Genomic DNA, 24,425 nt, shown 5'->3' with positions numbered 1-24,425 from the left:
AGAGAATACGAGTTTCCTGTATGTTCCGAGTCATGCGTAAAGTTGTAGCCAACAACGCTCTCATGCGCGTCTTATCGGTCCCTGGGCTCATCATAGTCCTTCTGATAAGCATCGTTCTTCCAACAAATTGGCTGGGGCAGCCATCCATCACCCTGGCGGCCGAATCAGGCACACGCACAGCTCCCAACCCCGCTTGCACTGGGGCTTATCATAAAGCTTTCTTTGGTTCTACAGTGGTCGTTAATAGTGGGGAGGTGATTTGCAGCAACATAACATCTTTTGGAGGAAAAATCGTCATTCAAGGGATTGTACGAGGAGATGTCACCTCCTTTGGAGGCGATCTTCTTGTCGATGGATACGTTGATGGGCAGGTTACAACCTACGGCGCTGATGTGACTATGCAGAATGACGCACGCGTCAATGGGGATGTTCGACTGTGTGGTGGAAACTGGATTTCAGGTTCGCAATCACAGCTTCACGGTTCCATCCTTGAATGTACCAAAGGCGTCGGCCTCTTCGTCGTGAGTGATATTGGTCCAGAATTACGCTTCTGGCTCCTCTTGACATGGCTGGCTTTAGGTGTATTACTCACTATATTGCTACCGGAACATGTCATGCTGGTGCGTACGACCGTGAGCACGAAAACACGCCGTAGTCTGATCCTGGGCATCCTGAGTGTGCTCCTCGCACCGGCTGTCTTCGCGGTCTTGATCGCTCTGATTGTGTCGATTCCTTTAGCTATTCTTATCTTTATAGGGCTTCTTGCCGCCTGGGCTCTAGGCACAGTAGCAATTGGCTGGCTCCTTGGGACATACATCCTGAGTAAGTTCTCGCCAGGCCAGCGCTATAACACACATTTGGTACAGGTCGTAGTGGGTTTGACGGTCTTGATCCTGCTGGGATCACTCCCCTACATCGGTTGGCTAATCACACTTGGCACAGGTCTTCTGGGTCTGGGAGCGGTCCTACTCAGTCGCTTTGGGACTCGCCTCTATAGCCAGCCGAAACAACCACTATCCCTTTGAGATCGTTCATCTCTCAGGCCATAATAACGGCACAGTCTGGATATACGGACATCTAGAGAGATAACACGCGAAAGAGGACTTGACCCGCACACTGGCCTTGAGCAGCTTGAATATGTTACAGTATACCAGTATACCTGCTCAGCCATGAGTCCACTTATTTTGCGAGACTCTTTTTCTGGGGGCTATGTAGTCAACGTTTGAGCATTATCAGAAATTACGCTGGAAGGATGGGACGGACATCATACGACCACGTTGTCGTCAGGTGACCGCCGAGGTGAACATGAGTATTGATGTTGAACTGACAGACCTTGCCTACGGAGGCGACGCCGTAGGCCGCTATGAAGGGCGTGTCCTCTTTGTCCCTGGAGGTATTCCGGGCGAACGAGTACGAGTCGAGATTGTTGAGGAACGAAGAGGGCATGCGCGTGCGCAATTGCTTGAAATACTCCGCCCAGCGCCCGAGCGCGTCGAGCCAGCCTATCCACTCATGACCGATAGCGGTTGCCAGTGGCAGCATATCGCTTACCCGGCTCAACTTACCTGGAAGGCTCATATCGTACGCCAACTCCTGGTGCGCATAGGCAAGCAACCCGATGCTCTTGTACACCCTACCATCGGGATGCCCTCTACACTCCCTCCCTGGCACTATCGCAATATCATTCTCTTCACAGTTGGGCCTCGCGGTGAAATCGGCCAGAGATTTACCGATAGCCACGATGTTCAGGATCTTCCCTCCTGCCCACTACTCCACCCGGCACTCGACCATATCTATCAACTTGTGCGCGCGAAGATTATTGACTATTTTGGGGACGCTCGCGGCGAGATGATTCAGGACTTTACCATTCGTGGCGCTATCGGCGCGGTCAGCAGTGCCAACCCTGGCCCAATTAATAATATCAAGGCAGTACCAACTCTGCTGACGATTCACGCACGTCCCGGCTCAATGATCGAGGACCCACAGCAGTTCGCACAGGAGCTAATGTCAATCTCACCTGCGATGGTTGGTGTCATTATCGAGCGGGTTGGTGGACGCTATGGACGAGTCTTTGTGGGCCAGGAATTCCTCACCGATGTCATACTTGGTCGCCGCTTCCGTGTCTCCGCCGATTCGTTCTTTCAAGTGAACCTGACACAGACCGCTGTCCTGGTTGAACGAGCGATGGCGATGCTAGAGCCTCAACGCTCTGAAGTGGTACTCGACGGATATAGTGGTGTTGGTCTCTTCTCGACGTTCCTTGCCTCGCGAGCAGCGCGTGTCCTCGCTGTCGAATCACAGCCCAGCGCGGTTATGGACGCACGAGCCAGCTCTACACTCAATAATCAGAATAATATTAATGTGCTTGAGGGTACGTTAGAGCGTGTGCTCAATCAGCTGCATTATCGCAGAGAGAGGATTGACCTGGCCCTGGTCGATCCCCCACGCACAGGTTGCCATCCCAAGGCCCTTCAGGCTCTTCAGACCATGGCTCCGCGCGCGATCTGCTATGTTTCCTGCGATCCAAGCACGCTCGCACGCGATATCGCGACCCTCTGCAATGGCGGACGCTATCGTCTGGTTTCCGCTCAGCCCGTCGATATGTTTCCCCAGACCTATCATATCGAATGTGTGGCCTTGCTTGCCCGCGTGGGTGTACGCTAACTTCTCACAAAAAACATCCCGGCATATATTGCAATATATGCCGGGATGTTTTTTGCGCTAGTACTGGATCTGGTTTATAACAGGCGCAGGCTGGTTGGTACTGAGTACAACCTCTATCATGCTTCCTGGTTCCATTAAAGTTCCTGGCGGTGGACTCTGGTGGAGCACACAACCTGGCGGGATCTCAGGTGAAGCCGCAGACTCACCCCAAACACTTACCTCTAGCCCACATTCATGCGCGTACTCCATGGCAATGAGAAGATCTTTGAAGCGCAGATCAGGTGCGCCTCGACTCCTGGTTGTATCCTCCAGGCGCTTGAAGAGCGTGCCAAACCAGACCTCCATGCTCTTCTTCTCCGCGTTTTCCTTCTTGACCTTATCCGTCTTTTCTTTAAAGCCTCGAATGGCTGAGATCTCATCCTGAAGCACAAAGGGATGGTCAACCGACTGCAAAATGATGTCAGGATTCTCACCTGGCGTCTGGACATAGACATTGCCAATGTCCAAAAAGCGCTCCAGCACGTTGGGCACCATCACTTTGATGTCTCGAATATTTTTGTATTCCGTCTCAATACGTTGCTCAAAGAAGAACACGAAATGCCTGTTTATATCTATGATACGTTTGTTGGTCAGGATGTACACATCATCCACGTAGTTCATGTAGATGAGGCCCATGGTGATCAGCAGACCCAATACAATTAGCCCCATGAAGAGGAGCCAGTATCCCAGAAAAGGGCCTGTTACCAGGTTAAATGAGGGCATTAAAAGCGTCACAGGCACAACAACCATCAGAGCCGCTGTTGGGGCACTTTCGTTGCGCCAGAGAACATAGCGCGAACGCTGCACATACTTGACAGTGTATTCGCCCGAAGTATAACGCACATCGGTTGGAATACGTAAGATGCCACCAAAAGTACGGCGTGGACCATGGAAGCGCTCGTTCTCTCCTTTTAAAGGAGGCAGGTCGGCATCAGCATTCTGTAGCTGTGGTACAGGCTTGCCCTGGGCCAATTCTTTGAGCGCCTGGGCAATATCTGGGTCTTCAGGAAGAGGCACGGGTGCTTCCGGCTTCTTCTTCGCTTTTACCTCGTCTGTTATGCCCTGAATAGCGTCGCGGACCTTCTTAGGATTAGGGACTTCGCGAAGGACCAAGTCGCCACCTGTCAGGTAAAGGTGAATCGTGCCAAAGCCTAAAAGGAGGCCAAGCATCGAATCCATCCCTAAGCCAACCTGCTCCACGCTATCCAAAGGCGTCTGCTGCCGTGTGGGCTGTAGCAGCCCGCGTGCATTTATGATGCGCTTATTGGTGATGATATACGTCTCATACCACCATGAGACGAGGTAACGATAGGCAAACCAGACCGCGACTCCCAACAAAAACAGGAACAATATCGCGATAATGGACCCCCACAGCGCCACATTACCGGGTAATACGGTCACCCCCCAGAGGGCTAGTATCAATAACAGGAAGGCGCCAAAGACCGGCAAAGCCGGGCGCATCAGAAACCACCAGTGGCGCCGTACGACCAGGCGCACCTCTTCACCAGGTTGTTGGCCCGCGAAGCTCCACTTGCTATTACGATTGCGCCTGAGATTGCGAATGCCAAAGCGCTTGCGTCCCGATTCCCAGATGTTATCCTTTGAAGCGCTAGTGGCCTTCTGTGTGTTTTTTTCAGCCATGCTTTACCTCGCCGCTCTCACCTGGCGATATTTAGCAGCTACAACCCTCACGATAAGTCGTCGTGTCTCCATATGTGGCTTGGAGGCCAAAGCACCTATTTTTTGCCTCCGCCCGCCTTCTTGGCTCGCGACGCGATTAAGGCCACTATCACGGCCACAATAGCAATCAAGAACAGAACCGGCACAAAATTACCCGGATCAGGAGCCTGCACCGCAACCGTGAAAAGCGACTGGCCGGTCGCCGTCTTGGGAATTAGGCTACTCAAGTAAGCCAGGATGAAGGCCCCGGCTACAATTCCCGGAATAACGCCCAGAAAACGCTCATGCGGCGTGCCCGGCTTGGGAAAGGCTTTATTCCCAATGTAATAGCCTAATCCGACGATAGCCGCAAACAAAACAATGGCCCCCCATGGGCCAAGAAAAAAATTTGTCGTCTGGGCAGGGGTTTGAGCGCCCCCCGATGAGGACGATCCTGTCACCAGGAAACCAAACACCTGTGGCAGACGTCCGAGGAAGTCCATAAACGTCTTACCGCTATCAGGTCTGATGAGAAAGACACCCAGTAAGACAAACACCAGCGAGACTAACTCCCTCTTCCATCCGCGCTGAAACCCGATCACAATGAACACCAGAATGGCTACATAGAAGCATTGAGTTTCTGTAAATGGCAAAGACATAATGTCCGTCACTCCCCTATGTCGTCAGTGTCGCACAGCACTACTCCGCCTTTTGTGACAACGAGTGGTACAACTCTCCCGCAATTTCCTTTCTTGCATTAAATCATACCACAGGATACCTCTAAAGCATAGGGCAGAGCATGCCAAATTTTGGCGCAATTTCCGTTATATCTCCAACCTGTAAGAATACCATTACGAAAGGGCAAAAATTCGTCACTATGCCCCAAATGTGCTATACTATAAACGTAGGCAGGATCAAATTTTCTAAGCCCCCTCCTAATATCTTTTGCGAAAACCAACTCTCATCTGAGAGCTCGGCAAGCGGCACTATAAGCGTGACAAATGCGCATTCCTAATGCGAAGAACTGAGCACGTCGTGCCCCGTGTAGGGTCAGTGCTGGTCAATACAGCAACGCTGTTTTTGTAAAAACCTGCATGCGTCAGGTTTTCGCAAAATCGTAATAAGCTGAACACAACGGCATACAGTCGTTATACACAAACGCTTCATTCCGATATCGCCATCTGGCTATGTCTTGATTTCTTTGATACGGCTGGCAAATAGATCTCATTACCTCTTAACGCGTTAGCGGCTGGAGGTGGTGTGTCAGCGCTATCATGTTTTGGATGAGGTTTTCATGGAACTAGGCAATATCAAAACAGTCAATATCGTCGAGCAGATGACGGGAGCCTATCTCGACTATTCTATGAGCGTGATCGTGAGCCGTGCGCTCCCCGATGTACGCGACGGATTGAAACCCGTGCATCGACGTATTCTCTACGCGATGGAGCAGATGGGCCTGCAATCCAATAAGGCGTACCGCAAATGCGCTGGTACCGTTGGTGAGGTGCTGAAAAGCTATCATCCACACGGCGATGCGTCCGTCTATGATTCACTGGTGCGCATGGCTCAACCCTGGTCGATGCGCTATCCTCTTATCCTGGGCCAGGGCAACTTTGGCTCACAGGATGATGATCCACCAGCCGCGATGCGCTATACCGAATCAAAGATGGCAACTATTACCGATGAATTGCTGCGCGATATCGATAAAGATACCGTCGATTTCGTTCCTAACTACGATAACCATACCACTGAACCCTCCGTTCTACCCGCCCGCTTGCCCAACCTGCTCCTTAATGGCACAACAGGTATCGCGGTTGGTATGGCGACGAATATCCCTCCTCACAATCTCAATGAGGTCTGTGACGCGATTGTCTTCCTCATCGATAACCCTGAAGCCACCACCGAGGATCTGTCCCGTATTGTACGTGGACCAGACTTCCCTACGGGCGGCATCATCCAGGGACGCGAGGGCATTCGTAATACCTATGCTAACGGTCGTGGACGCATTATCATTCGCGCTCGTACTCATATTGAGGAGAATGAACGCGGTCGCGCCAGCATTATCACGACTGAGCTTCCCTATCAGGTCAACAAGGCTGATCTGGTCAAGAAGATCGCTGAACTGGCACGCGATAAGAAACTCGACGGCATCTCAGAGGTTCGCGATGAGTCTGATCGCGATGGCATGCGCATGGTGGTCGAACTCAAACGTGATGCCAATCCGCGCAGCATCCTGAACTCGCTCTTCAAGTATACAGCCATGCAGAGTTCCTTCAATACGAACATGCTGGCTCTTGTCGATTCCCAGCCGCAAACGCTGACGCTGAAGAAGTTCCTCTACCACTATATCATCCACCAGGAACAGATTATCACCCGTCGCACACAATTTGAGCTGAACAAGGCAGAGGCCCGTAAACACATCTTGGAAGGCCTCAAGATTGCGCTCGATAATCTAGATGCGGTAATCAATACCATTCGCGGCTCACGACGTGACACAGCCGGGCTCGTAGAAGAGCTTCAGCAGGCCTTTGGCTTTTCAGCGGAACAGGCAAGAGCCGTACTGGATATGCGCCTCGCTAGCCTGGCAGCGTTGCAGCGCCAGAAGATCGAGGATGAGCTCAAAGACGTCCTTCAACATATTGATTACTATCACATGCTGCTCAGCGATATTAATGAGATCCGTAAGATCATCAAAAACGACCTGCGAGAACTTCAAGAGAAGTATGGCGATGCTCGCCGCTCTGAGATTGAGGCTGCCGAGATCGGAAGCTTTAAGGATGAGGACCTCATACCGAACGAAGAGGTTGTGGTCACTCTCACAGAGAAGGGCTATATCAAACGCCTTCCCTCTGCGACCTATCGCGCCCAGCGTCGAGGCGGACGCGGAGTCACGGGCATGGGAACACGCGAGGATGATATAGTACGCCACTTACTCGTCCCTCACACACATGATAGCTTGCTCTTCTTTACAGATCGTGGACGTGTCTTCCAGCTCCGCGTCTATGAACTACCCGATACCAGTCGGACAGCACGCGGTGAGCATCTTATCAATCTCATCGCTATTGAGCAGCGCGAGCGCGTGACCGCTATCGTGTATGTGCCTAAAGGTCAACCCCATGAATATCTCGTGGTCGCGACCAAAAAAGGCGAAGTCAAAAAGACTACTATGAGTGAGTTCGAGGTAGTTCGCCGTAGCGGCTTGATCGCGATGAATCTGGAAGAAGATGATGAGCTGATTGGCGCGAAGTTGGTACAGGCCAATGACGATGTCTTGCTCATCACCTCCCAGGGACAGGCGATTCGCTTCGGCGTTGACCAGCTCCGCTCTGCTTCTCGTACAAGTGGTGGTGTGCGCGGCATTCGCCTGGCGGATAACGATACCGTGGTTTCGCTCAATACGGTCTTCCCTGATGGCGAGTTGCTAGTCGTGACAGAACACGGTTATGGCAAACGAACTCCCATTAGCGAATATCCTTCCCATAATCGTGGTGGTAGCGGTGTCCTCACCTCTAGAGTGACTGAGAAGACTGGTAATGTCGCTGCGGCACGCCTTGTTACTGAGCAAGATAATGATATTATGCTCATTTCAGCCAGCGGTGTTGTAATCCGTACAGACTTGAGCCTTGTGCGTCAAGCGGGACGCGCCACCCAGGGCGTGACCCTGATGAATCTCGCCGAGGATGATACTGTCGTATCAGTCGCCGTTGCCAATGGCAAGCAGACCAGGGATGATGAGTCCGAAGTTGCTGTCGAAGGCATCACTGATGATGAGGGGTCCGAAGTTGCTGTCGAAGGCATCACTGATGATGAGGGGTCCGAAGTTGCTGTCGAAGGTATCACTGAGACCGTATCCGAAGAGACTGATGCTCCCGAACCAGAGGACGAAAACGCCTGATATTCTCATGACAACAGAGAAGGAGAGGGCCGCCAGATCTAAACTGGCGGCCCTCTCCTTCTCTGTTTATTCAGAGCACTATATACCAGGGTTCATACGTAGCGCCTTAAGATGAGTTGTCTTGCGCACACGTTGCTTCTCTCGAATCTTGCGGGCGGTCGCACGATCCTTCTGAGCCTCCTGCCCAATCAAAGGGAATGAACGATGATATTGCTGCGAGAATTGCTCAGCCTTTTCCTCGGAAAGATCTGCCCGCCTCTCATAGGCACGCGCCAGCAGTTCGCGTTTTACCTCATCGTCCGCCTCCATAATTAGTAAAAACGCCAGAGTAAAGTCAGGCTTCCCCTCTTCGGCATAGGCATCCGCGCACGTCAATGCATCTGCGCCCTGCGTTATTTGCTGCTGAGCCTGTTCACGAAATACATCTTTCAATAACCCAGAATACTGTTCTGCAAATCCGGCAGACATAACAAAGCTAGCTCCTCGACATAAAAAGAAAGACGAAAATTGCTCTCCTCATATACTACCATAGAATTTCTCTTCAGACCCAGATAAGTTAGCATCGCAAACTCTAATCCTTCTATAATAGAACTTAGCATAAGTATCTCCAGGAAATGCTGGCGGCAAAGCGGGTGCGATGTTGTGTCTAATTTGCTATAATAAGCACAATTCGTACGCATGTGGAGGAGCAGGAATTATCATGTCAGACCAATTTCGCGCATTACAAGGCTTTAGGGATGTTCTACCTGAGGAGCAACCCTACTGGCACTACATCGAAGCGGTCGCTCAGGAGGTAACAGAGCTTTTCGGTTATCGCCGAATCGAGACGCCACTGCTGGAGGAGACTTCCCTTTTTCGCCGCACTTCAGGCGAAGGCACTGATGTTGTAGACAAAGAAATGTATAGCTTCGACGATCGCGCCGACAAAGAGGGGCGCAGACAGAACCTCTCGCTACGTCCAGAAGGGACAGCGGGCGTCGTACGTGCTTACCTAGAGAACGGCATGGCCCGCCTACCACAGCCAGTAAAGCTGTACTATATGAATGCCGCCATGTTCCGCCGTGACCGACCACAGGCGGGACGCTACCGCGAACACCACCAATTCGGCTGCGAGGTCCTTGGCGAGAATGATCCTGCTCTAGACGCGGAGATGATCGCGCTACTGTATCAATTCTATACACGCCTGGGTCTCAAGCAGATTCATGTCTATATTAATAGCATTGGCGACCGGGAGTCGCGACCCCAGTATATCGAGAAGCTGCGCGAGTATTATCGACCACTCCTTGAGACATGCTGCGAAGATTGCCAGGTGCGCTTCGACAAGAATCCCCTACGCTTGCTTGACTGCAAGGAACCGCAGGATCAGGCGAAGATCGCCAACGCACCCAAAACTATTGAGCACTTGAGTGAAGCAGCACGACAGCACTTCGACGCCGTCCAGCGCTACCTGCAAGCATATGAGGTTCCCTTCAGGATCAACCCACTTCTCGTTCGTGGGCTGGACTACTATACCCATACTGTCTTTGAGTTTACCTCAGAATTTGAGAGCAAGCTGGCTCTAAATGGTGGGGGACGCTATGATGGTCTCGCTGAAATTCTGGGAGGTCCACATACTCCTGGGATTGGTTTTGGCGCGGGCATTGAACGTATCATCCTTGAGATGAAACGCCAGGGTATTGAGCCCCCAGCAGCGCAGAAACCAGAGGTCTTCGTGGTTTACTTCGACCGCGTCGAGGAGTTGAAGACAACAGCCATTCAGATTACAGCTCGCCTGCGCAAAGCAGGTCTGCGCACTGAGATGAGCTATGGAGATCGCAGTCGGAAAGCTCAGATGCGGCAGGCTAACGCCTCTCAAGCGGCTTATACCGTGCTCATCATCGCCGACGAGCTGGCTAATGGCCTTGTGACTATAAAGGATATGCGCGCGGAAGGTGATGACATCGAAAGCAAGCAGGTCCAGGTCTCTCTCTCTGACCTGGAAGCCTACTTCCAACCCCACGAGCATGCTACCGTGTAAACCTCTTCAACGCGCCTACAGCGCACTCAAACAGCAAAAAGTCAGAGAGAAGGCTGGGCAATGCGTGCCCAGCCTTCTCTCTGACTTTTTGCTCCTAAGCCTGTCCGCTTTTGGTCTATACAGGCGTTACTATAGCAAAACTTATGTCGGAAAATATCTATGAAATTCCGCTTATTTTCGATAGGAAAGGTACCCTATAGTGCATGCACCCATCTGAGCTATCAGCGGAGGAAGAACTCACTATTGTCACGCGTATTCAGCAGGGAGAGACGGAAGCATTTCACTATCTAGTCACCTACTATGAACCCTTACTGCTTCCATATTTGCTGCAAATGCTAGGGAACATCGACAATGCACGCGACACGCTACAAGATACATTTCTCACGATTTACCAGGAGCTTCCTCGCTGGCAACCCATTACGGCACCGGCAAGGATACCCAAGCGACCCCTTGCCCCTTGGATCTATCGCATCGCGACGAACAAGGCGCTCTCGCTTCTACGCAAGCGGTCCCGGCGCGTCTCGCGAAGCAATACAAACTCAGCAGAAGCCATGAACTTCCCGGCTCAAGAGCATATGTCGATGGAGGAGCGCTATATGACGCGCGAGCTCTTACGCATGGCATTGCTCAAACTCAGTGCTGATGATGCCGTCTGCTTGATAGCGCACTTTGTCAATGGCGAACGCTATGGCGATATCGCTACACGCTTCGGTCTAAGCAATGAGGCCGTCCGCAAACGCATTCAGCGCGCGCTGATTGTCCTACGTAAGGCCTACCATGAACTTGGGATGGAGACACATAGATGAAAAAGTTTACTCATGCTAAAGCGAACTCGCTTCTAGCAGCCTACGCGGCTCAAGAACTCGCGCCAGAAGAACACCAGGCTATCGAAGCACACCTTGGCACATGTGCGATCTGCCAGCGTGATCTGGAGGAGATCGGACATATCAGTCTGCTACTCCACTCATTCGCTCTTACGAATGTCTCCTCGATTTCGAGTCTCTCTGGCTCAGATGAGGCGCTTCAACTCCCCCTCGCACGCTCCCGAAGAGCTTCAAGGCGTAACGCTAGGCACAACCCTGCCAGGAGAACTGCACCACGTCCACGGCTGATGACTTTAATCGCCGCCCTGCTCACACTGACGCTTATTATTAGCACAGCGGCAATTTTTACCTATGCATCCCAGGAAAGCGCAACTCTCTCAGGGAAGGGAAAGACACCTACCTCCACTACTCCCTGTTTGACACCAACTTCGTCAGTATCAACACCCACACCAACCGTTACGCTCTCGCCAACCTCGATACCAACACAGAGCGCCACTCCAACCAGCACGTCCTCGCCAACTCCGTCAATACCAACACCCACTCCTGCTATAAGGTCCAATACAGGTTGTACAACCCCTATACCAGGAGAGACGACAACGCCCACTCCAATACCATCGCCTACTATATCAACTCCTCCTGATCTTCCCACACCCAACCCTACAATTAAGAGCTTTGAGCAGAAAGAGAACTTTCAATGAAGCGCATTATTACCCACCTCCAGGCATATAAGCTCATATATATTGGGGCGTTTATCCATATTCTATTCTATCTGTCAGCCTCACAAACCGGGTGGCTGAACGGCCTCTTTACTGGTGATTCGCTGCACTATTGTTGCCGAGGAATGGACTTCTATCAGGTTCCAGATGGGGCTTATGCCTTCTGGCATGGCGGCAACCTAACTGGCGCCCCACTTCCCAATGGCGTAATCTATGCTCAAAATCATACGGTAAACTCCAATGTCTACCATCCGCTCTTCACCCTTACACTTGGATCATGGCTTATACTCTTCCAGCCTGAGCAGACCTTTTACGTCTGGATGCTGTGCAAGCTACTCATAACTGCGTTCGTCATAGGCTATTTCCTCTGGACTTTCCGTGAGTCTCCTTACCTCGGCTTTGCGACATTCATTCTGCTCGCGAACTGCACCCAATATCAGGAAATTGCCATTGGACAGTTTCAGTTTGTGCTCAATATCTTCTTACTGTTGCTCTTAATCAATCTAGCTAGAGGAAAGCATACTGTTCGCAGTGGTTTTCTCTACTACCTGACACTCCTTGCGAAACCCATTGGTTTGCTCTGGCTGCCACTCTTTGTCACCAAGAAACGCCTGCGCATAGCGCTGCTGGGATTTGGCTTCTTCGCATTCAGCACTCTGGTCTTTCAAGTAGGCAGCCTGGGGAATTACTATATTGATAACTTATCCTTTCATCTTTTCTCACCTGGCGATTATGGGCCAGACCAGATTACGACTTTGGCATCCCTGCTGAGCTACACAACACACTGGCCCAAGATGATCCTTCAAGGCTTGCAGTACCTTTTTCTGGCAAGTGTTCTCTTGCTGGGGGCTCTTAGGCGCGTTCATATCAGTAAGGGTATATTCCTGATGGTTGTGTACTACCTGTTCTTCTATGATTTTGTGTATGAATATCACTACACAACCCTTGCACCTGTCCTGGCGATCTGCTTTCTCTGCTGCCCCGAATTTCGAACATATACATCCCGTTGTCTTATCCTATGGACATGCCTTCCTAGTGCCTTCGTTTTGCTGAACTACTTCCATATAGGCACATACTGGGATAATATGTATGGGGCCAATGTGACCCCTCTGGGCTGGCAATTGATGCTTGTCAGTCGTTTGCTTCCTATTCTTCTGCTTACAATTAACGTTGTACGCCCTGATATCGTGCCCGCGTACAGGCAAGTCAAAGCCTTCTGGCTAGCTATGCGCAAAGTCAACGACCATCTCGAAGTCTTCGGCATCTAAAAGAGAGAAAGAATACAGGTCGGGTTGCCATCGACAACCCGACCTGTATTCTTTCTCGAAGATTTCAAGAAGGCGGATCTTTACCGATAGCGGTAATCGTTCCCATCAAAGCCTTCGTCCTCGTCGTGAGCCTCCTTTTTCTTTGGCTCTTCGTCCGAGTCAGTGTCATATGGCGAGAGATCTATCGGTACGCGATACCCCCCTGTTGTGCGTTCAGCACTATAGCCATGGCTGCGCTCATCGGGAGTCTCTGACGTACTTGGCGTGTTAGGGGCAGGAGTTATCAGGTCATTTGAGATGGCTTTAAAGAGGCGATCAATGCGGTCCCAACGCACGGGAAACTGCTCGGCATAGAACTTCTCGCTCCCCTCGTTATCGTAGATGTAGAAGGTATACTCCTGCTCACCATAGCGATAACGCGCTATAGTATAAGGAATACGTACCAGTTCCACAACTTGTAGTGTTGGGCGCGACTGCACCTGAGGATCAATGCCCGGCTTATCTTGGCGCTGCTCCATGGTAATCATCTCGACGGTCGCATTCCAGACATCGGTTGGTACACCCTCTGGTGGCGCATCAGCGTACAGCGGCTCCGTGATTTCGGCATTGTAGACCAGATCACCATGCGAGCGAGCAAGATACTGTTGCGGAATCACACTCTCCCCAACAATACGAGATTGGGTGCGTAGGTCGAAGCTTCGTACAATCTCGCGGTGACGCACCAGTTTACCTGTACCAGCACAATTGTTGCAAAGTGCCATGCGCGCGCCCTCGCAGACATCGCAGATACGCTTGCCATTGCCACAAGAGCAAGGGGCTTCCCCCTTAACACAATCAGGACACGGGATTACCGGCCCCTTGTTTGCGGGATCAGTATTGATAGGGTTAGGCAGTGGCACACCTTGCTGACGAATACCATCCACGACGTCAGCAAACTTGCCACCCATCGAACGGGTGATATTATCCGCCTGGCGCTGGAAGAAAGGCTTCTTCTCTCCGCCTGGCATTTCATCAGCGATATAGCCACGCCCCCGGCAGGTCGTACAACGCTTCTTGGTGCGTCCCTTACACTCAGGACATACGATCCAGCCGCGTCCATTGCAGTTGGAGCACAATACATGCCCCGTACTATTACAGTTGGAGCAGGAGACGATATCATCCAATTGATCCAGGCGCGTGCGCGTCTGGGGAGCTTTCAAGCCCAATACCTCGGGCAAATCGTAATCCCAGACAGGCAGCAGAGCTCTGGGCATCCCAACATTGCGTCCAGAGTAGGGCTCGTTCACAATCTCCATCGCGCGTGTCTCCCAGCGCGTTTCCAGAGTCGTCTCCCAGACCTCATCTGTGTGCCAGGAGAGCAGGTCCATATAGGTACCTAGTTCGCGCGCTACGCGCCAGTTCTGGTTACTCCACATGTTGGCAAGTTGACGAATGCGATGCTCTTCAACAGTTGAAGCTTGTCGGGGCGTAGGATTAGCCTGCGCTTGCTGCCAGTAATCGCTAGCACGATCCACGACACGCTTGATACGCTGTTGTGCTTCATTGGCCCCCTGCACCACAATGCGCCTGATATCTTCAATGCGCTTATCTAAATCCTCTGGCGGAAACTGCTGATTACTGTTCGGCGCATCTTTGTTTGGATCATAGTTATATTTGTCCTTATACTCGTCGCCCATGAGTAGAAGCCTCCAGTCTGGCTATGCTCACATCTGTGGATGAATGATACGTGTCGCTCTATATGCTAAAGTTTTATACGAAAACCCGCGCCACTCGCTTCGCGAGTTCAGGTGTTCGGATAAGGAGCAACTCTATTGCTGATTCAATAGGGTTAAGGATCGTTGTCAACGTCACTTATGTATACGCCTCAAAACAGCGATGGTTGTAATCTGTGATTTCAAGATAGGAAGGGTGAGAATGGCGCGTGAGCTGCGCGCCATTCTCACCCTTCCTATCCCTTGGGATAATATAGAGATACTGGCATTTAATCTAGTAGAGGAGTGATCTTCTCCTGGATAGGAACCCCTGTAACCTCAACATCATTCTCGCCAATTAACAAATCCACTTCGCTACGGACACCAAACTCGGGCAGATAGATACCAGGTTCAATTGAGCAACAGGTACCAGCCAGAAGCGCGCGAGTATCCAGCGTTTCGTAGTCATCATTATTCGTGCCATCACCGTGATCCATCGTGGTGATATTATGCCCGGTCCGATGCACAAAGTAATCGCCGTAGCCCGCATTACTAATGACCCGGCGTGTCACATCGTCGACCTCGCGCCCCTCGACGCGCTTGCCAGCAGCGAGGCGCTCGCGAATAAAGGCGATAGCACTATCGCGTGCCTGACGCACTACCTCGAAGACCTCGCGCTGCTTCTGTGGAATCTCGTCCTCGCTACCAACAAAGGTCATCCAGGTATAGTCGCCAAAGACCGGATCCTCCTCATCTTCCAGCGTGCCCCAGAAATCCAGCAGTAGCAAATCGCCGCGCTTTATGGGAGCACTTAGCGCCTCACTCGCCGCGTAATGTGGATTGCTAGCATTGCCATTGACCGCAACGATAGGTTCCCCGCCGTTAAGCTTGATTCCAAGAGAGCTCATCAGCGCGACAAAACGTTGCTGGACAGCATATTCGTCCAGGGCGCGGCCCGCTCGTACATCCTGACCCAGTTCTGCGATAAGCATATCCTTGGCGCGTATTAGGCGGCGACCCGCCTCGCGATGCCCACGCACCTGTTCCTCAGTCAAACGCGCGACAAAGCGCTGCGAGAGGTCTGCCGAGCTCACAACTTCCACTCCGCATGAGCGCACTAATTCGATAGTACCAGCATCCACACGCGAGATAGTTGGAATAGCGTTCATAGGCGAGTATTCCATCGCCACCTTTCCTCGTCCATGCAACAGCGTCTTCAGATATGAATGCAATTCCTGCCAGGTACGGAAGACCAGGCGCTTTCCTGGGAGCGTGCGCAAGACATGCGATTCAACCGAGCTTACACAGGCTGTTGGCTCGCCAGTTGCTGGAATAAAATAGAACCACCGCCGCGAATAGAACTCACGTGTCGAGAGTGACAGTACCTTGTAGGCAATTGGATTTGAGCCGCGAAAGTCATAAAAGAGCCAGCCATCCAGGCCATCTTCGCGTAATGCTTGCTGTATCTGCTCCAGGTTCATCGTACAATTTTTCCTTTCAGATGGAAACATAGCCATATCCACCTTCAGTATAATGCATATAAGGGCCCGTTCGTCAAAGGTATGCACGCAATCAAATATAGTGGGAAGTGGAGGATTGGGTTATGCGGTGGTCTTTGGGGATTCGCTCACGTCGAAGAGGGCACTCACAACAAATGTCTCGCCCGCAGATTGGAACCCCACCACCATCTTCACGCCAGTTCAAACATCCATCATGTCTGGATATCAAACCCCAACTTGTATCGGCAGATTCACGCACACACAGATCGCCACATATTGGTTCGCCTATCTTTATCACTGTGCTTCTGCTGATCGCACTTATTTGTAGCTGTGGCTACAGTCATTTCTTTAGCCCCTTCCAGGCGGAGCTCACGCAATTCCTGCGCCCTCTGGGAAATAACGATAGTATACAGAATCGCCCCTGGAACTTCCTTTTACTTGGGAGCGACAACGATGCGAAGTATGCCTTTCCCAATGTCCTGACACAGGTAGTCATCGTCGCACGTGTTGATCCCCAGGCGAATAAGGTCACAATGGTTTCGCTCCCACGCGACTCCTGGGTCTGGATCCCTGGAGCCAACGGTATGTATAAGCTCGATCAAGCATTCTATCTAGGTACCCAGAATGGACATCCTTTCGAGGATGGCGTGCGTATGATCGAGAGGACACTAGAAACGGATTACGGCATCAAAATTGACCGCTATGGCTGGATTGGCCTGAATGGGTTCTCAAAACTCATCGATACTGTGGGTGGTATTGATATTACTGTAGAACATCCCATTCTCGATGACACCTATCCTAACGATACCAAGCAAAATACCAGCCACGCTGAAGCCCATAGCTATAAGCGCCTCTATCTTTCGCCCGGTCCCCAACATTTAGGGGGATTAGAAGCCCTTGAATACGTACGCTCACGCCATGCTGATCTTGTTGGCGATCTTGGTCGTAATCAACGTCAGCAACAGGTTCTTGAGGCCCTACGCGCCAAGCTCACGCTGACCAGTATTATCAACAATTACACAGAACTCTTCAAGGATATGGAGGGTAAGGTGTATACAGACCTTAGCACGCAAGAGATCCTGGATATGGCAACCTTTGCTCGCGCGCTTGATACAGATGAGGTCACACGTATTACACTCGCGCCAAATCAGGCTTCGCCCAGCTACGGTATAACCCAAAGCCTGTATGATACAACGACGGATACGATACAGGATGTCATTCTCCCATCATGTGAGGCCATTGAACCTCTCTTCAATCATATCTTTGCTCTGGGAGCAGAGACCCGCAGTTGCGCCGTTCAGAGCCGAAATGGAATCCCAAATATCTTTGTGACACCCGAAATCGTGACACCTACTCCTACCACAATACCTGATACAAACGTCTCCCCTGGCTATTCGCTGAATTCGGACGCCTCACCAACCCCAACGCCATCCCTTATGACACCTACACCAGTGATTACTCCCGGTCCTAGCGCCACCCCAGTCAACCCCGGTGCAGCGATCCCTCACACTCCTTAACGTTACGCGCCGGTGCAGTGATCCCTCACACTTCATAGTATCTCTTCTCTCAGTGCAGCAATCCCTCACACTTTTGTGCATACTCAGATACCTCTGCACAGCACCAATTTACCCCTGATGATGCGCCAAAGTGTAGATGTGCTAAAATAAGGCAGAGCAATAATGACATTTCTGGCTATACTGCAAAGGATAGTGCTTTGATCGAGCAGCAATTTGGCAATCTCCGTTATCTGCAATTCAATCTGTTTACTCCCTATCCCACTCTCACTCATGGCGTCTTCACCCGCGCGGGTGGCGTTAGCGAGCCTCCATTCACAGGTCTCAATACATCCACGCCAGTACTCAATAGCATTCGCGATAGTGTGGAGAGCGTCATTCAGAACCGCCAGCTTGTCATACAAGCAATGAATATGGAGGGTTCTCCCTGCGTCACACTCTGGCAGGTACATGGAGCCGATGTTCAGACATTCACATATGACACCCCCTGGCGCACTGACTGGTCCAAGCGCTCATACTATCAACCTGGCTGGACCCCAGAGACCATCCGTAAAGGTGATGGCCTAATTTCACGTGAGCGTGAGGTTGGACTTGCGATGTCGTTCGCGGACTGCACCCCGCTGGTTTTCTATGATCCCGTACAACAGGCTATCGCCATCGCTCACGGTGGCTGGCGTGGAACCGCGCGGGCCATAGGACCCGCGACCATCGATGCCATGCGTGAGCGCTTCGGCAGTCAGCCTGAGCAGATTCTCGCGGGCATCGGTCCCACCATTGGCGCCTGCTGCTACGAAGTTTCGGAGGAGGTGCGTTCACTCTTCCTGGGGCGCGAACAGTTTCCAGATGCGCCCGTCGCGCTACGATATCGCCAACTCGTCTCAGACTCAGCTACCTTCAGCACTATCGAGGTAGAGGGGCAAACCAGTCTGCGCCTGGACCTGCAAGAGACACATCGCCGCCAACTTCTCATGGCGGGATTGACCGAGGAGCATATCGAGACCTCCGATCTCTGCACCAGTTGCCACGTGGACCGCTTCTTTTCTCACCGCAAAGAGCAAGGTAGGACTGGACGCTTTGCCGTTTTTATCTCCCTCAAAGGAAATCACCAGGAACAGGAGACCACAAACTAGTGGACAGAGATGAACAGTTGCGGAAAGCGCTACGTTTGCGTGCGGAGAAGCGCCTAGAGGAGGCACGTGCACTGCTCCTGGAACTAACACATAGCGACCCAGAGGACGCCGAAGTGCTCTGCTATACCGCGTGGACACATGATAGCCTGGGTCTGGAGGCCGAAGCGGTCCCTTACTATGAAGGAGCGCTCACGCATGGGCTGGACGGAGAACTCCGCATGGGTTCCCTGCTTGGGCTAGGCAGCACGTATCGCATCCTGGGTCGCTACACTGAAGCTATTGCCACCTTGCGCCAGGGAATGCGAGAATATCCTGAACAGCGCGAGTTCCGTGTATTTCTGGCAATGGCGCTCTATAATGCTCAGGAGCATGCTGAGGCGATGCGCCTGCTCCTTGAGACACTGGTCGAAACCACCAGTGACCTCCATATTCAGAGCTATCAACACGCGATCCAATACTATGCACCTCGCCTCGATGAAATTTTAAAGTGAATTACCATATTTCTACCTGACTCAGAATCGGTAAAACTGGCACCCATGCTCAAACGTAATGGATATAGATACTTTGCTGATAAAGATGTCAGCCGCAGTAGCAAGCAGGAAAGTCTGAGGGAAGTAACCCGGTGATTGACAACATTCCCCTCAATCAGATTGAAACAGAGATGCGGGCCAGCATCGCCCAGGTACAAGCCAATATAGCCAATGCTGCCAAAAAGGCGGGTCGCGACCTCTCTGAAGTCACGCTAGTAGCTGTCTCCAAGACAAAACCTCTGGAGATGATACAGATCGCATATAATTTAGGTATACGGCATTTTGGTGAAAACCGTGTGCAGGAGGCCCTTACAAAAATAGCAGCCTTCCACCCAGACGATCTCGTCTGGCATATGATCGGACATCTGCAAACAAACAAAGCGCGTAAAGTGGTTTCCGCATTTGACATCATACAAAGTGTCGACTCACTCCACCTAGCTCAAACGCTTGAACGTCTCATAGCGGAAGAGGCCGAAGAAAGCGGCAAACGGCTTCCAGTGTTGCTGGAAGTCAATGTCGCCGCCGAAGCCAGCAAGGCCGGGCTAGCCCTATCCGACGTGCCATCAGTCGCGCGCCAGATTGCCACGCTTCCCCACCTGGAAGTGCGCGGGCTGATGACCGTCGCGCCACAGGTTGAAGATGCGGAAGGGGTACGGCCAGTCTTTCGCGCGCTGCGCCAGGCGCGCGATCAGCTACGATCTGAGCTGACGTCCTGTGTGGAGCTCTCAATGGGCATGACCAATGATTATGCCATTGCGATAGAGGAAGGAGCCACTATTGTGCGCGTCGGGCGAGCCATCTTTGGTGCCCGAGAGCCAGTGTAAGAAGAAGGAGGATCGAAATGCGATTTGACAGCATTCTCTTTAGTCGTCGCACACGTCAGAATCATGCCCTTGAGCATGCTACCATTACGATCATGAGCCAGCGCGATCCAAACTTCGCCGCCGCTGCTCATTCCAATCCCGATGGTTTTGTTGTCTTTGGCGATGTTGATCTTGGAGAGCTACGTCGCTCATCTGAGGAGGCGTTACACCGTCTCCAGGCAGGCGAGAAAGAGCTTGCCATCCATCCTAACTGTGGTACCAATCTTGCCGTAGGTATCTCACTCGTTACCATCGGTGCCATGCTTGGTATGGCCTCCAGTCAGAGGCGCACACGCCTCACGACTGCCGCCGCCTCTTCTGTGGCTGGCTGGGCTGCCGCGCGCCCAGTTGGCGAGTATGTCCAACGCCACTTTACGACACTACCAGATCTGCGCGGAGTACGCATCACAGATATCATCCGGCGTCAATTCTTTGGCTTTACGGTTGTCGAAGTTCGTACAGTTCAGGAGTAAACGTACTATGCCCTTTCCCATTCTTCACATCATTGTGCTCTATGGCATCGACTTCTTGATCATTTCCATGATTATTCGCATGATCGCTTCCTGGTTTAACATCGACGAGCGCAACGGCTTCATTCGCTTCTTTACCAAGGTCACTGATCCATTTATCAAGCCTATACGCCGCTTTGTAAAACCAATCGGCATGTTCGACATAGCCTTTATCCTGGCATGGTTTATGTTAGCAGCACTAAACATTCTGCTTTCTCAGGCTCTCCCTGCCAACTGGTAGCTACCATCTCAGGAAGAATATATGCTTGTACCAGTGCGGGTTATCCCGCGTAGCAGCAGAAATATACTAGAATGGGAAGAGGGAAGCATCAAGGCGCGCCTCACGGCTCCACCGGTAGACGGCGCTGCTAATACCGCCCTGATTGCTCTACTTTCGGACGCGCTCTCGTTGCCTATGCGTGCTATTGACATCGTACGGGGCACGACTGGTAGACAGAAACTTGTTGATATTGAGGGTCTCTCCCCCGAAGAGATTGCGCGACGCCTGGCTGCTTTCAACAACAAGAAGCGGTAGACGATGTGTCTACCGCTTCTTCATCTCTAGCTAGGATCAGGAGTTCACCAGGAACTTACCCGAACCTAACTGATTTTCCATATGATTATTACCATTCTGATCCACGTAGATGACCACAACCGCTTTATCCACTGGATCACCATTTGAGCCAAACGCGATCTGACCACTCACCCCCTGAATGGCACCATTCCCACTAATGCTTAACAAAGCCTGCCGTACATCCGCGCCACTAAAACTCTGCTTACCTGAACTGGTAATCTTTCCGCCTGCCGTGATAAGGGCAAGCGTGGCATCATATGCTAGCATCACATTAAATGCCGGGCGCGTAAAACCATAAGGCGAGCCCTTGTGCTGCTTGTTGGGATCAAAGGCATTGCCATAGTCCGCAAAGAAACCGGGCTTCTGACCACCAAATCCCAATACATCCCATTCATCCGGGTAGGCAAAAGCAGTAAAGTGCAGGCGATCATAACCGGCTCGGTTGCCAGTAGTATAGCCACCCAGGTTGTACAATGCGTCACCACCCAGAATCTTCGTGTTTGCGAACTTAGGATTGGCCGCGACCTGATTCATCAGGCCCGCTACATCGCCAGAGTAGCCTGAGAAGTAGATCACACCCGGCGTGGTATCCTGGCTAGCGAGGCTCTGGAGTGCTGATGTTACTGACCCCTGATCGCCTCGCGTATATTGATACGGTCCCTGGATAGTTCCGCCCAATTTCTGGTATTGTTGACGGAAGGCATCCGCCAGGCTCCGGCTATAAGAGTCACTCTGATCCACAAAGACCGCTACCTCTTTCGCCTGGAGCTTATTTAGAGCATATTGCGCTCCAACCTGAGCCTGAAATGTGTTAGGAGGGGCGACACGGAAGAAGTATGGTGAGGCATCTGTCAAGTCGTCACTAGAGGCCGTGCCAGATAACATGGGAATCCTGGCAGAACTCAACACATCCAACGCGTTCTGAGTAAAACTACTATAGGGCCAACCGGAGACACCAATGACTGTCTTATCTGACTGAGCAAGCTTGACAATCTGCTGAGCTGCCTGTTTGGCGTTCTGAGAAGAAGAGCCCGCATTGGCGATCAGGATGCGAACCAGGGTTCCATTCAGCTTCGCGCCATTGTTCGCATTAAACTCCTTCTGCGCAACATACATTCCCTGTAAGGCATCACGACCAGCCTGAATAGCAGCGCTATCACTCCCGGTCAGCATCACGCCAGCGATCAGGGTAATATGAGGCAGACCTGAGGACTGTACGCGCAAGTTTTCCAGATAGATCAATGCCTCTGCGTCATTGCTCTCTTGCGTAAGAGCCGAGCGGAACAACGACGACGCAGCAGAGTTATCACCATCCTTGAGCTTCTGTGCTGCCTGAGTCTTCACATCGCCATCAGGCCGCGAGGTATCAAAGGCCAATGTCCCATCACTTAAACCGATCAATTCACCATTGACCAGGCTGGCCCCGATTCCATTCGACTCAACCTGTGCCGTCTGATTGACTTCAGGACTGGGAGTTGAGGCGGTAGTGGTGCCAGAATTTCCGGATCGAGAATTCGTCAGTAAGAGAGGCACGATCAATATCGCTAGAATCAGGATTACTACCACGGCCAGAATACCCAGGCCACGCAGCAGCCCATTGTTGTTATTCTGGCGTGGAGGCACCGGGCGCGGCGGCGGGAACTGTGGCTGCGGCTGTGGTCGTACCGGTTGAGGCTGTTGGTGTGGTGGTGGCGTCGGAGGGACAGCCGGAACCGTCATAGAGCCTGAGGTAGCGAACATATACATACTGGTGTCAGGAGCCACTTTGAAACGGTCGCGCAGAATCTCTTCTACTCTCTGGCGCATCTCTGCCGGGTTACGATAGCGTTTGTTGACATCAATCGTCAGCGCTTTCGTCAGCATTTGCTCGGTCTCTGGCGAGATCTGTGGATTGACGGAGCGAGCAGGAGGATAACTAAAAGGACCAAAGTCGCGTGGGTCGCGATTGGTTAGCAGATGGTGCATGGTTGCCGCGAGGGCATAGAGATCTGAGCGTGCATCCGCATTGCCCTGGTACTGCTCAGGAGGAGCGTATCCCGGCGTTCCCAACGCGGAAGTTTGCTTCTTCTGTGTATTCTTCGCCACATCCGCACGCGCGATACCAAAGTCCACCAGGTGAGCACGTTTATCTTTGCTCCCAATAATAATGTTCGCGGGCTTGATATCACGATGTACGATAGGTGGAGTCTGCTGTGCCAGATAGTCCATGATATCAAGAACCTGCGCCGCATAGGTCAGCACCTCGCGCTCAGGCATGGCCTTACCCAGACGGTCTAGATGAGTCTCCAGATTCTCGCCAGACACGTACTCCTGAACCATGAAGTAGCGTGTTCCCTCCTGGAAGCTATCTGTCACTGCTGGTATTAGAGGGTGATCTAACGTTGAGAGGGTCTCGACTTCGCGCTCGAAGTTACGTACATCTTCCTGGAACTGTACTTTATCATTGCTATCAGAGACCAGCTCCTTGATCACAACAATCTTGTTCGAGACACGCGTATCCTTTGCCAGTACAGCGGTTCCCATACCACCGCTACCCAGAATCTTATCAACGATATAGCGGCCATTTTGCAGACGCGCATTCGGCATCAATGAGCCAGATCCGACGATGCCGCCACCTGTGGTAGGGTTAGAGCCGCCTGTGGTCGGCATCGAACCCCCTGTTGTGGGAGCGTTCCCGCGTGTGCTTACCACAGTCGCGGTATTAAACGAAGTAGCGCCTGCTCCACTTGTGGGAGGCGCCGAGGCATCAAGGTAGCCACCACAGTTGCCACAAAAACTCTCGCCGGGAACATTATCTGTCCCACAATATGGACATTTCATAAGTTCTCCACCATGAACGCGATACTCTTCTTTATTATCGCGAGCTGCTCTAGGTTTCATGCGAACACCAACGTCGCTCTCGCGACTAGCGCTCTCGCGCTCAGGTGTTCTCACAAGGAGTAGTTAAAAAGCCAGATCCATTGCATCCCATTCGCCTTCACATGTTTCAACAGCGCTATGCCGCCGTCCGCTCCCCTGGCCTTGCGTTATTTT

At 51.9% G+C, this 24,425-nt stretch carries 20 protein-coding genes; 14 read left to right on the top strand and 6 right to left on the bottom strand.

The window, feature by feature from the left end:
- Positions 1 to 20 precede the first annotated feature (20 nt).
- Together K3T82_RS14145 and rlmD are read left to right on the top strand one after the other, a co-directional pair.
- On the top strand, positions 21 to 1,025 hold the full coding sequence (locus K3T82_RS14145) for a bactofilin family protein (RefSeq protein WP_220194090.1): 1,005 nt from the start codon (positions 21 to 23) through the stop codon (positions 1,023 to 1,025).
- Between the two features lie 280 nt (positions 1,026 to 1,305).
- Complete coding sequence (rlmD, locus tag K3T82_RS14140) at positions 1,306 to 2,664, top strand: 23S rRNA (uracil(1939)-C(5))-methyltransferase RlmD (protein WP_220194089.1); 1,359 nt, start codon at positions 1,306 to 1,308, stop codon at positions 2,662 to 2,664.
- Between the two features lie 57 nt (positions 2,665 to 2,721).
- Here the strand turns inward: rlmD and K3T82_RS14135 are convergent, their stop codons facing one another.
- Both K3T82_RS14135 and K3T82_RS14130 read right to left on the bottom strand, forming a co-directional pair.
- Positions 2,722 to 4,344: a PH domain-containing protein gene (locus K3T82_RS14135; protein ID WP_220194088.1), complete on the bottom strand. Its 1,623-nt coding sequence runs from the start codon at positions 4,342 to 4,344 to the stop codon at positions 2,722 to 2,724.
- Positions 4,345 to 4,439: 95 nt separating this feature from the next.
- A complete protein-coding gene (locus K3T82_RS14130; RefSeq protein ID WP_220194087.1) occupies positions 4,440 to 4,919 on the bottom strand; it encodes a hypothetical protein in 480 nt (159 codons plus the stop codon).
- A gap of 737 nt (positions 4,920 to 5,656) precedes the next feature.
- Here K3T82_RS14130 and gyrA point away from each other — a divergent pair.
- Entirely contained in the window at positions 5,657 to 8,257 is a 2,601-nt protein-coding gene (gene gyrA / locus K3T82_RS14125; protein ID WP_220194086.1) for a DNA gyrase subunit A, read from the top strand.
- 78 nt (positions 8,258 to 8,335) lie between these two features.
- Here gyrA and K3T82_RS14120 read toward each other — a convergent pair whose 3' ends face one another.
- The gene (locus K3T82_RS14120; protein ID WP_220194085.1) at positions 8,336 to 8,725 is read right to left on the bottom strand and encodes a hypothetical protein; all 390 of its coding nucleotides are present in this window, start codon (positions 8,723 to 8,725) and stop codon (positions 8,336 to 8,338) included.
- 232 nt (positions 8,726 to 8,957) lie between these two features.
- On the opposite strand from K3T82_RS14120, the gene hisS reads away from it, so the two are divergent.
- The 4 genes from hisS to K3T82_RS14100 all read left to right on the top strand — a co-directional run bounded on the left by hisS (position 8,958) and on the right by K3T82_RS14100 (position 13,082).
- Positions 8,958 to 10,274: a histidine--tRNA ligase gene (hisS, locus tag K3T82_RS14115; protein ID WP_220194084.1), complete on the top strand. Its 1,317-nt coding sequence runs from the start codon at positions 8,958 to 8,960 to the stop codon at positions 10,272 to 10,274.
- A 203-nt stretch (positions 10,275 to 10,477) separates the two neighbouring features.
- A complete protein-coding gene (locus K3T82_RS14110; RefSeq protein WP_220194083.1) occupies positions 10,478 to 11,080 on the top strand; it encodes an RNA polymerase sigma factor in 603 nt (200 codons plus the stop codon).
- Positions 11,077 to 11,796 (top strand): anti-sigma factor family protein, encoded by a 720-nt coding sequence (locus tag K3T82_RS14105; protein WP_220194082.1) that lies wholly within the window; start codon positions 11,077 to 11,079, stop codon positions 11,794 to 11,796. The genes K3T82_RS14110 and K3T82_RS14105 overlap by 4 nt, the downstream gene beginning before the upstream one ends.
- The gene (locus K3T82_RS14100; RefSeq protein ID WP_220194081.1) at positions 11,793 to 13,082 is read left to right on the top strand and encodes a hypothetical protein; all 1,290 of its coding nucleotides are present in this window, start codon (positions 11,793 to 11,795) and stop codon (positions 13,080 to 13,082) included. The genes K3T82_RS14105 and K3T82_RS14100 overlap by 4 nt, the downstream gene beginning before the upstream one ends.
- Positions 13,083 to 13,162: 80 nt before the next feature.
- Here the strand turns inward: K3T82_RS14100 and K3T82_RS14095 are convergent, their stop codons facing one another.
- A complete protein-coding gene (locus K3T82_RS14095; protein ID WP_220194080.1) occupies positions 13,163 to 14,758 on the bottom strand; it encodes a DnaJ-like cysteine-rich domain-containing protein in 1,596 nt (531 codons plus the stop codon).
- A 305-nt stretch (positions 14,759 to 15,063) separates the two neighbouring features.
- Positions 15,064 to 16,254: a M24 family metallopeptidase gene (locus K3T82_RS14090; RefSeq protein WP_220194079.1), complete on the bottom strand. Its 1,191-nt coding sequence runs from the start codon at positions 16,252 to 16,254 to the stop codon at positions 15,064 to 15,066.
- A gap of 122 nt (positions 16,255 to 16,376) precedes the next feature.
- Between K3T82_RS14090 and K3T82_RS14085 the strand changes: the two genes are divergently transcribed.
- From K3T82_RS14085 to K3T82_RS14055, 7 genes are all read left to right on the top strand, one after another.
- Positions 16,377 to 17,789, top strand: a complete 1,413-nt coding sequence (locus tag K3T82_RS14085; RefSeq protein ID WP_220194078.1) for an LCP family protein — start codon at positions 16,377 to 16,379, stop codon at positions 17,787 to 17,789.
- A 197-nt stretch (positions 17,790 to 17,986) separates the two neighbouring features.
- A complete protein-coding gene (pgeF, locus tag K3T82_RS14080) occupies positions 17,987 to 18,916 on the top strand; it encodes a peptidoglycan editing factor PgeF (RefSeq protein ID WP_220194077.1) in 930 nt (309 codons plus the stop codon).
- Positions 18,916 to 19,407 carry a tetratricopeptide repeat protein gene (locus K3T82_RS14075; RefSeq protein ID WP_220194076.1) on the top strand — a complete coding sequence of 164 codons (492 nt, stop codon included), beginning with the start codon at positions 18,916 to 18,918 and terminating at the stop codon, positions 19,405 to 19,407. The genes pgeF and K3T82_RS14075 overlap by 1 nt, the downstream gene beginning before the upstream one ends.
- Before the next feature lie 131 nt (positions 19,408 to 19,538).
- The gene (locus tag K3T82_RS14070) at positions 19,539 to 20,270 is read left to right on the top strand and encodes a YggS family pyridoxal phosphate-dependent enzyme (protein ID WP_220194075.1); all 732 of its coding nucleotides are present in this window, start codon (positions 19,539 to 19,541) and stop codon (positions 20,268 to 20,270) included.
- A 17-nt stretch (positions 20,271 to 20,287) separates the two neighbouring features.
- Complete coding sequence (locus tag K3T82_RS14065) at positions 20,288 to 20,782, top strand: DUF6391 domain-containing protein (RefSeq protein ID WP_220194074.1); 495 nt, start codon at positions 20,288 to 20,290, stop codon at positions 20,780 to 20,782.
- Positions 20,783 to 20,789: 7 nt separating this feature from the next.
- Positions 20,790 to 21,059: a YggT family protein gene (locus K3T82_RS14060; protein ID WP_220194073.1), complete on the top strand. Its 270-nt coding sequence runs from the start codon at positions 20,790 to 20,792 to the stop codon at positions 21,057 to 21,059.
- 21 nt (positions 21,060 to 21,080) lie between these two features.
- The gene (locus K3T82_RS14055) at positions 21,081 to 21,353 is read left to right on the top strand and encodes a DUF167 domain-containing protein (protein ID WP_220194072.1); all 273 of its coding nucleotides are present in this window, start codon (positions 21,081 to 21,083) and stop codon (positions 21,351 to 21,353) included.
- A 36-nt stretch (positions 21,354 to 21,389) separates the two neighbouring features.
- On the opposite strand, the gene K3T82_RS14050 is transcribed toward K3T82_RS14055, so the two are convergent.
- Positions 21,390 to 24,212 (bottom strand): protein kinase domain-containing protein, encoded by a 2,823-nt coding sequence (locus K3T82_RS14050; protein ID WP_220194071.1) that lies wholly within the window; start codon positions 24,210 to 24,212, stop codon positions 21,390 to 21,392.
- Positions 24,213 to 24,425: the final 213 nt, after the last annotated feature.

Origin of the sequence: Ktedonospora formicarum, from assembly GCF_016587355.1 — a bacterium.
In the GTDB taxonomy this organism is placed as follows: domain Bacteria; phylum Chloroflexota; class Ktedonobacteria; order Ktedonobacterales; family Ktedonobacteraceae; genus Ktedonobacter; species Ktedonobacter formicarum.
This window is presented reverse-complemented; position numbering and strand designations above follow the sequence as displayed.

What these genes read in the sequence shown, in the direction of transcription:
- K3T82_RS14145 (WP_220194090.1), top strand. Translation starts at nt 21, where the DNA reads ATGTTCCGAGTCATGCGTAAAGTTGTAGCCAACAACGCTCTCATGCGC.
- rlmD (WP_220194089.1), top strand. Translation starts at nt 1,306, where the DNA reads ATGAGTATTGATGTTGAACTGACAGACCTTGCCTACGGAGGCGACGCC.
- K3T82_RS14135 (WP_220194088.1), bottom strand. Translation starts at nt 4,344, where the DNA reads ATGGCTGAAAAAAACACACAGAAGGCCACTAGCGCTTCAAAGGATAAC.
- gyrA (WP_220194086.1), top strand. Translation starts at nt 5,657, where the DNA reads ATGGAACTAGGCAATATCAAAACAGTCAATATCGTCGAGCAGATGACG.
- K3T82_RS14120 (WP_220194085.1), bottom strand. Translation starts at nt 8,725, where the DNA reads ATGTCTGCCGGATTTGCAGAACAGTATTCTGGGTTATTGAAAGATGTA.
- hisS (WP_220194084.1), top strand. Translation starts at nt 8,958, where the DNA reads ATGTCAGACCAATTTCGCGCATTACAAGGCTTTAGGGATGTTCTACCT.
- K3T82_RS14110 (WP_220194083.1), top strand. Translation starts at nt 10,478, where the DNA reads ATGCACCCATCTGAGCTATCAGCGGAGGAAGAACTCACTATTGTCACG.
- K3T82_RS14105 (WP_220194082.1), top strand. Translation starts at nt 11,077, where the DNA reads ATGAAAAAGTTTACTCATGCTAAAGCGAACTCGCTTCTAGCAGCCTAC.
- K3T82_RS14100 (WP_220194081.1), top strand. Translation starts at nt 11,793, where the DNA reads ATGAAGCGCATTATTACCCACCTCCAGGCATATAAGCTCATATATATT.
- K3T82_RS14095 (WP_220194080.1), bottom strand. Translation starts at nt 14,758, where the DNA reads ATGGGCGACGAGTATAAGGACAAATATAACTATGATCCAAACAAAGAT.
- K3T82_RS14090 (WP_220194079.1), bottom strand. Translation starts at nt 16,254, where the DNA reads ATGAACCTGGAGCAGATACAGCAAGCATTACGCGAAGATGGCCTGGAT.
- K3T82_RS14085 (WP_220194078.1), top strand. Translation starts at nt 16,377, where the DNA reads ATGCGGTGGTCTTTGGGGATTCGCTCACGTCGAAGAGGGCACTCACAA.
- K3T82_RS14065 (WP_220194074.1), top strand. Translation starts at nt 20,288, where the DNA reads ATGCGATTTGACAGCATTCTCTTTAGTCGTCGCACACGTCAGAATCAT.
- K3T82_RS14060 (WP_220194073.1), top strand. Translation starts at nt 20,790, where the DNA reads ATGCCCTTTCCCATTCTTCACATCATTGTGCTCTATGGCATCGACTTC.
- K3T82_RS14055 (WP_220194072.1), top strand. Translation starts at nt 21,081, where the DNA reads ATGCTTGTACCAGTGCGGGTTATCCCGCGTAGCAGCAGAAATATACTA.
- K3T82_RS14050 (WP_220194071.1), bottom strand. Translation starts at nt 24,212, where the DNA reads ATGAAATGTCCATATTGTGGGACAGATAATGTTCCCGGCGAGAGTTTT.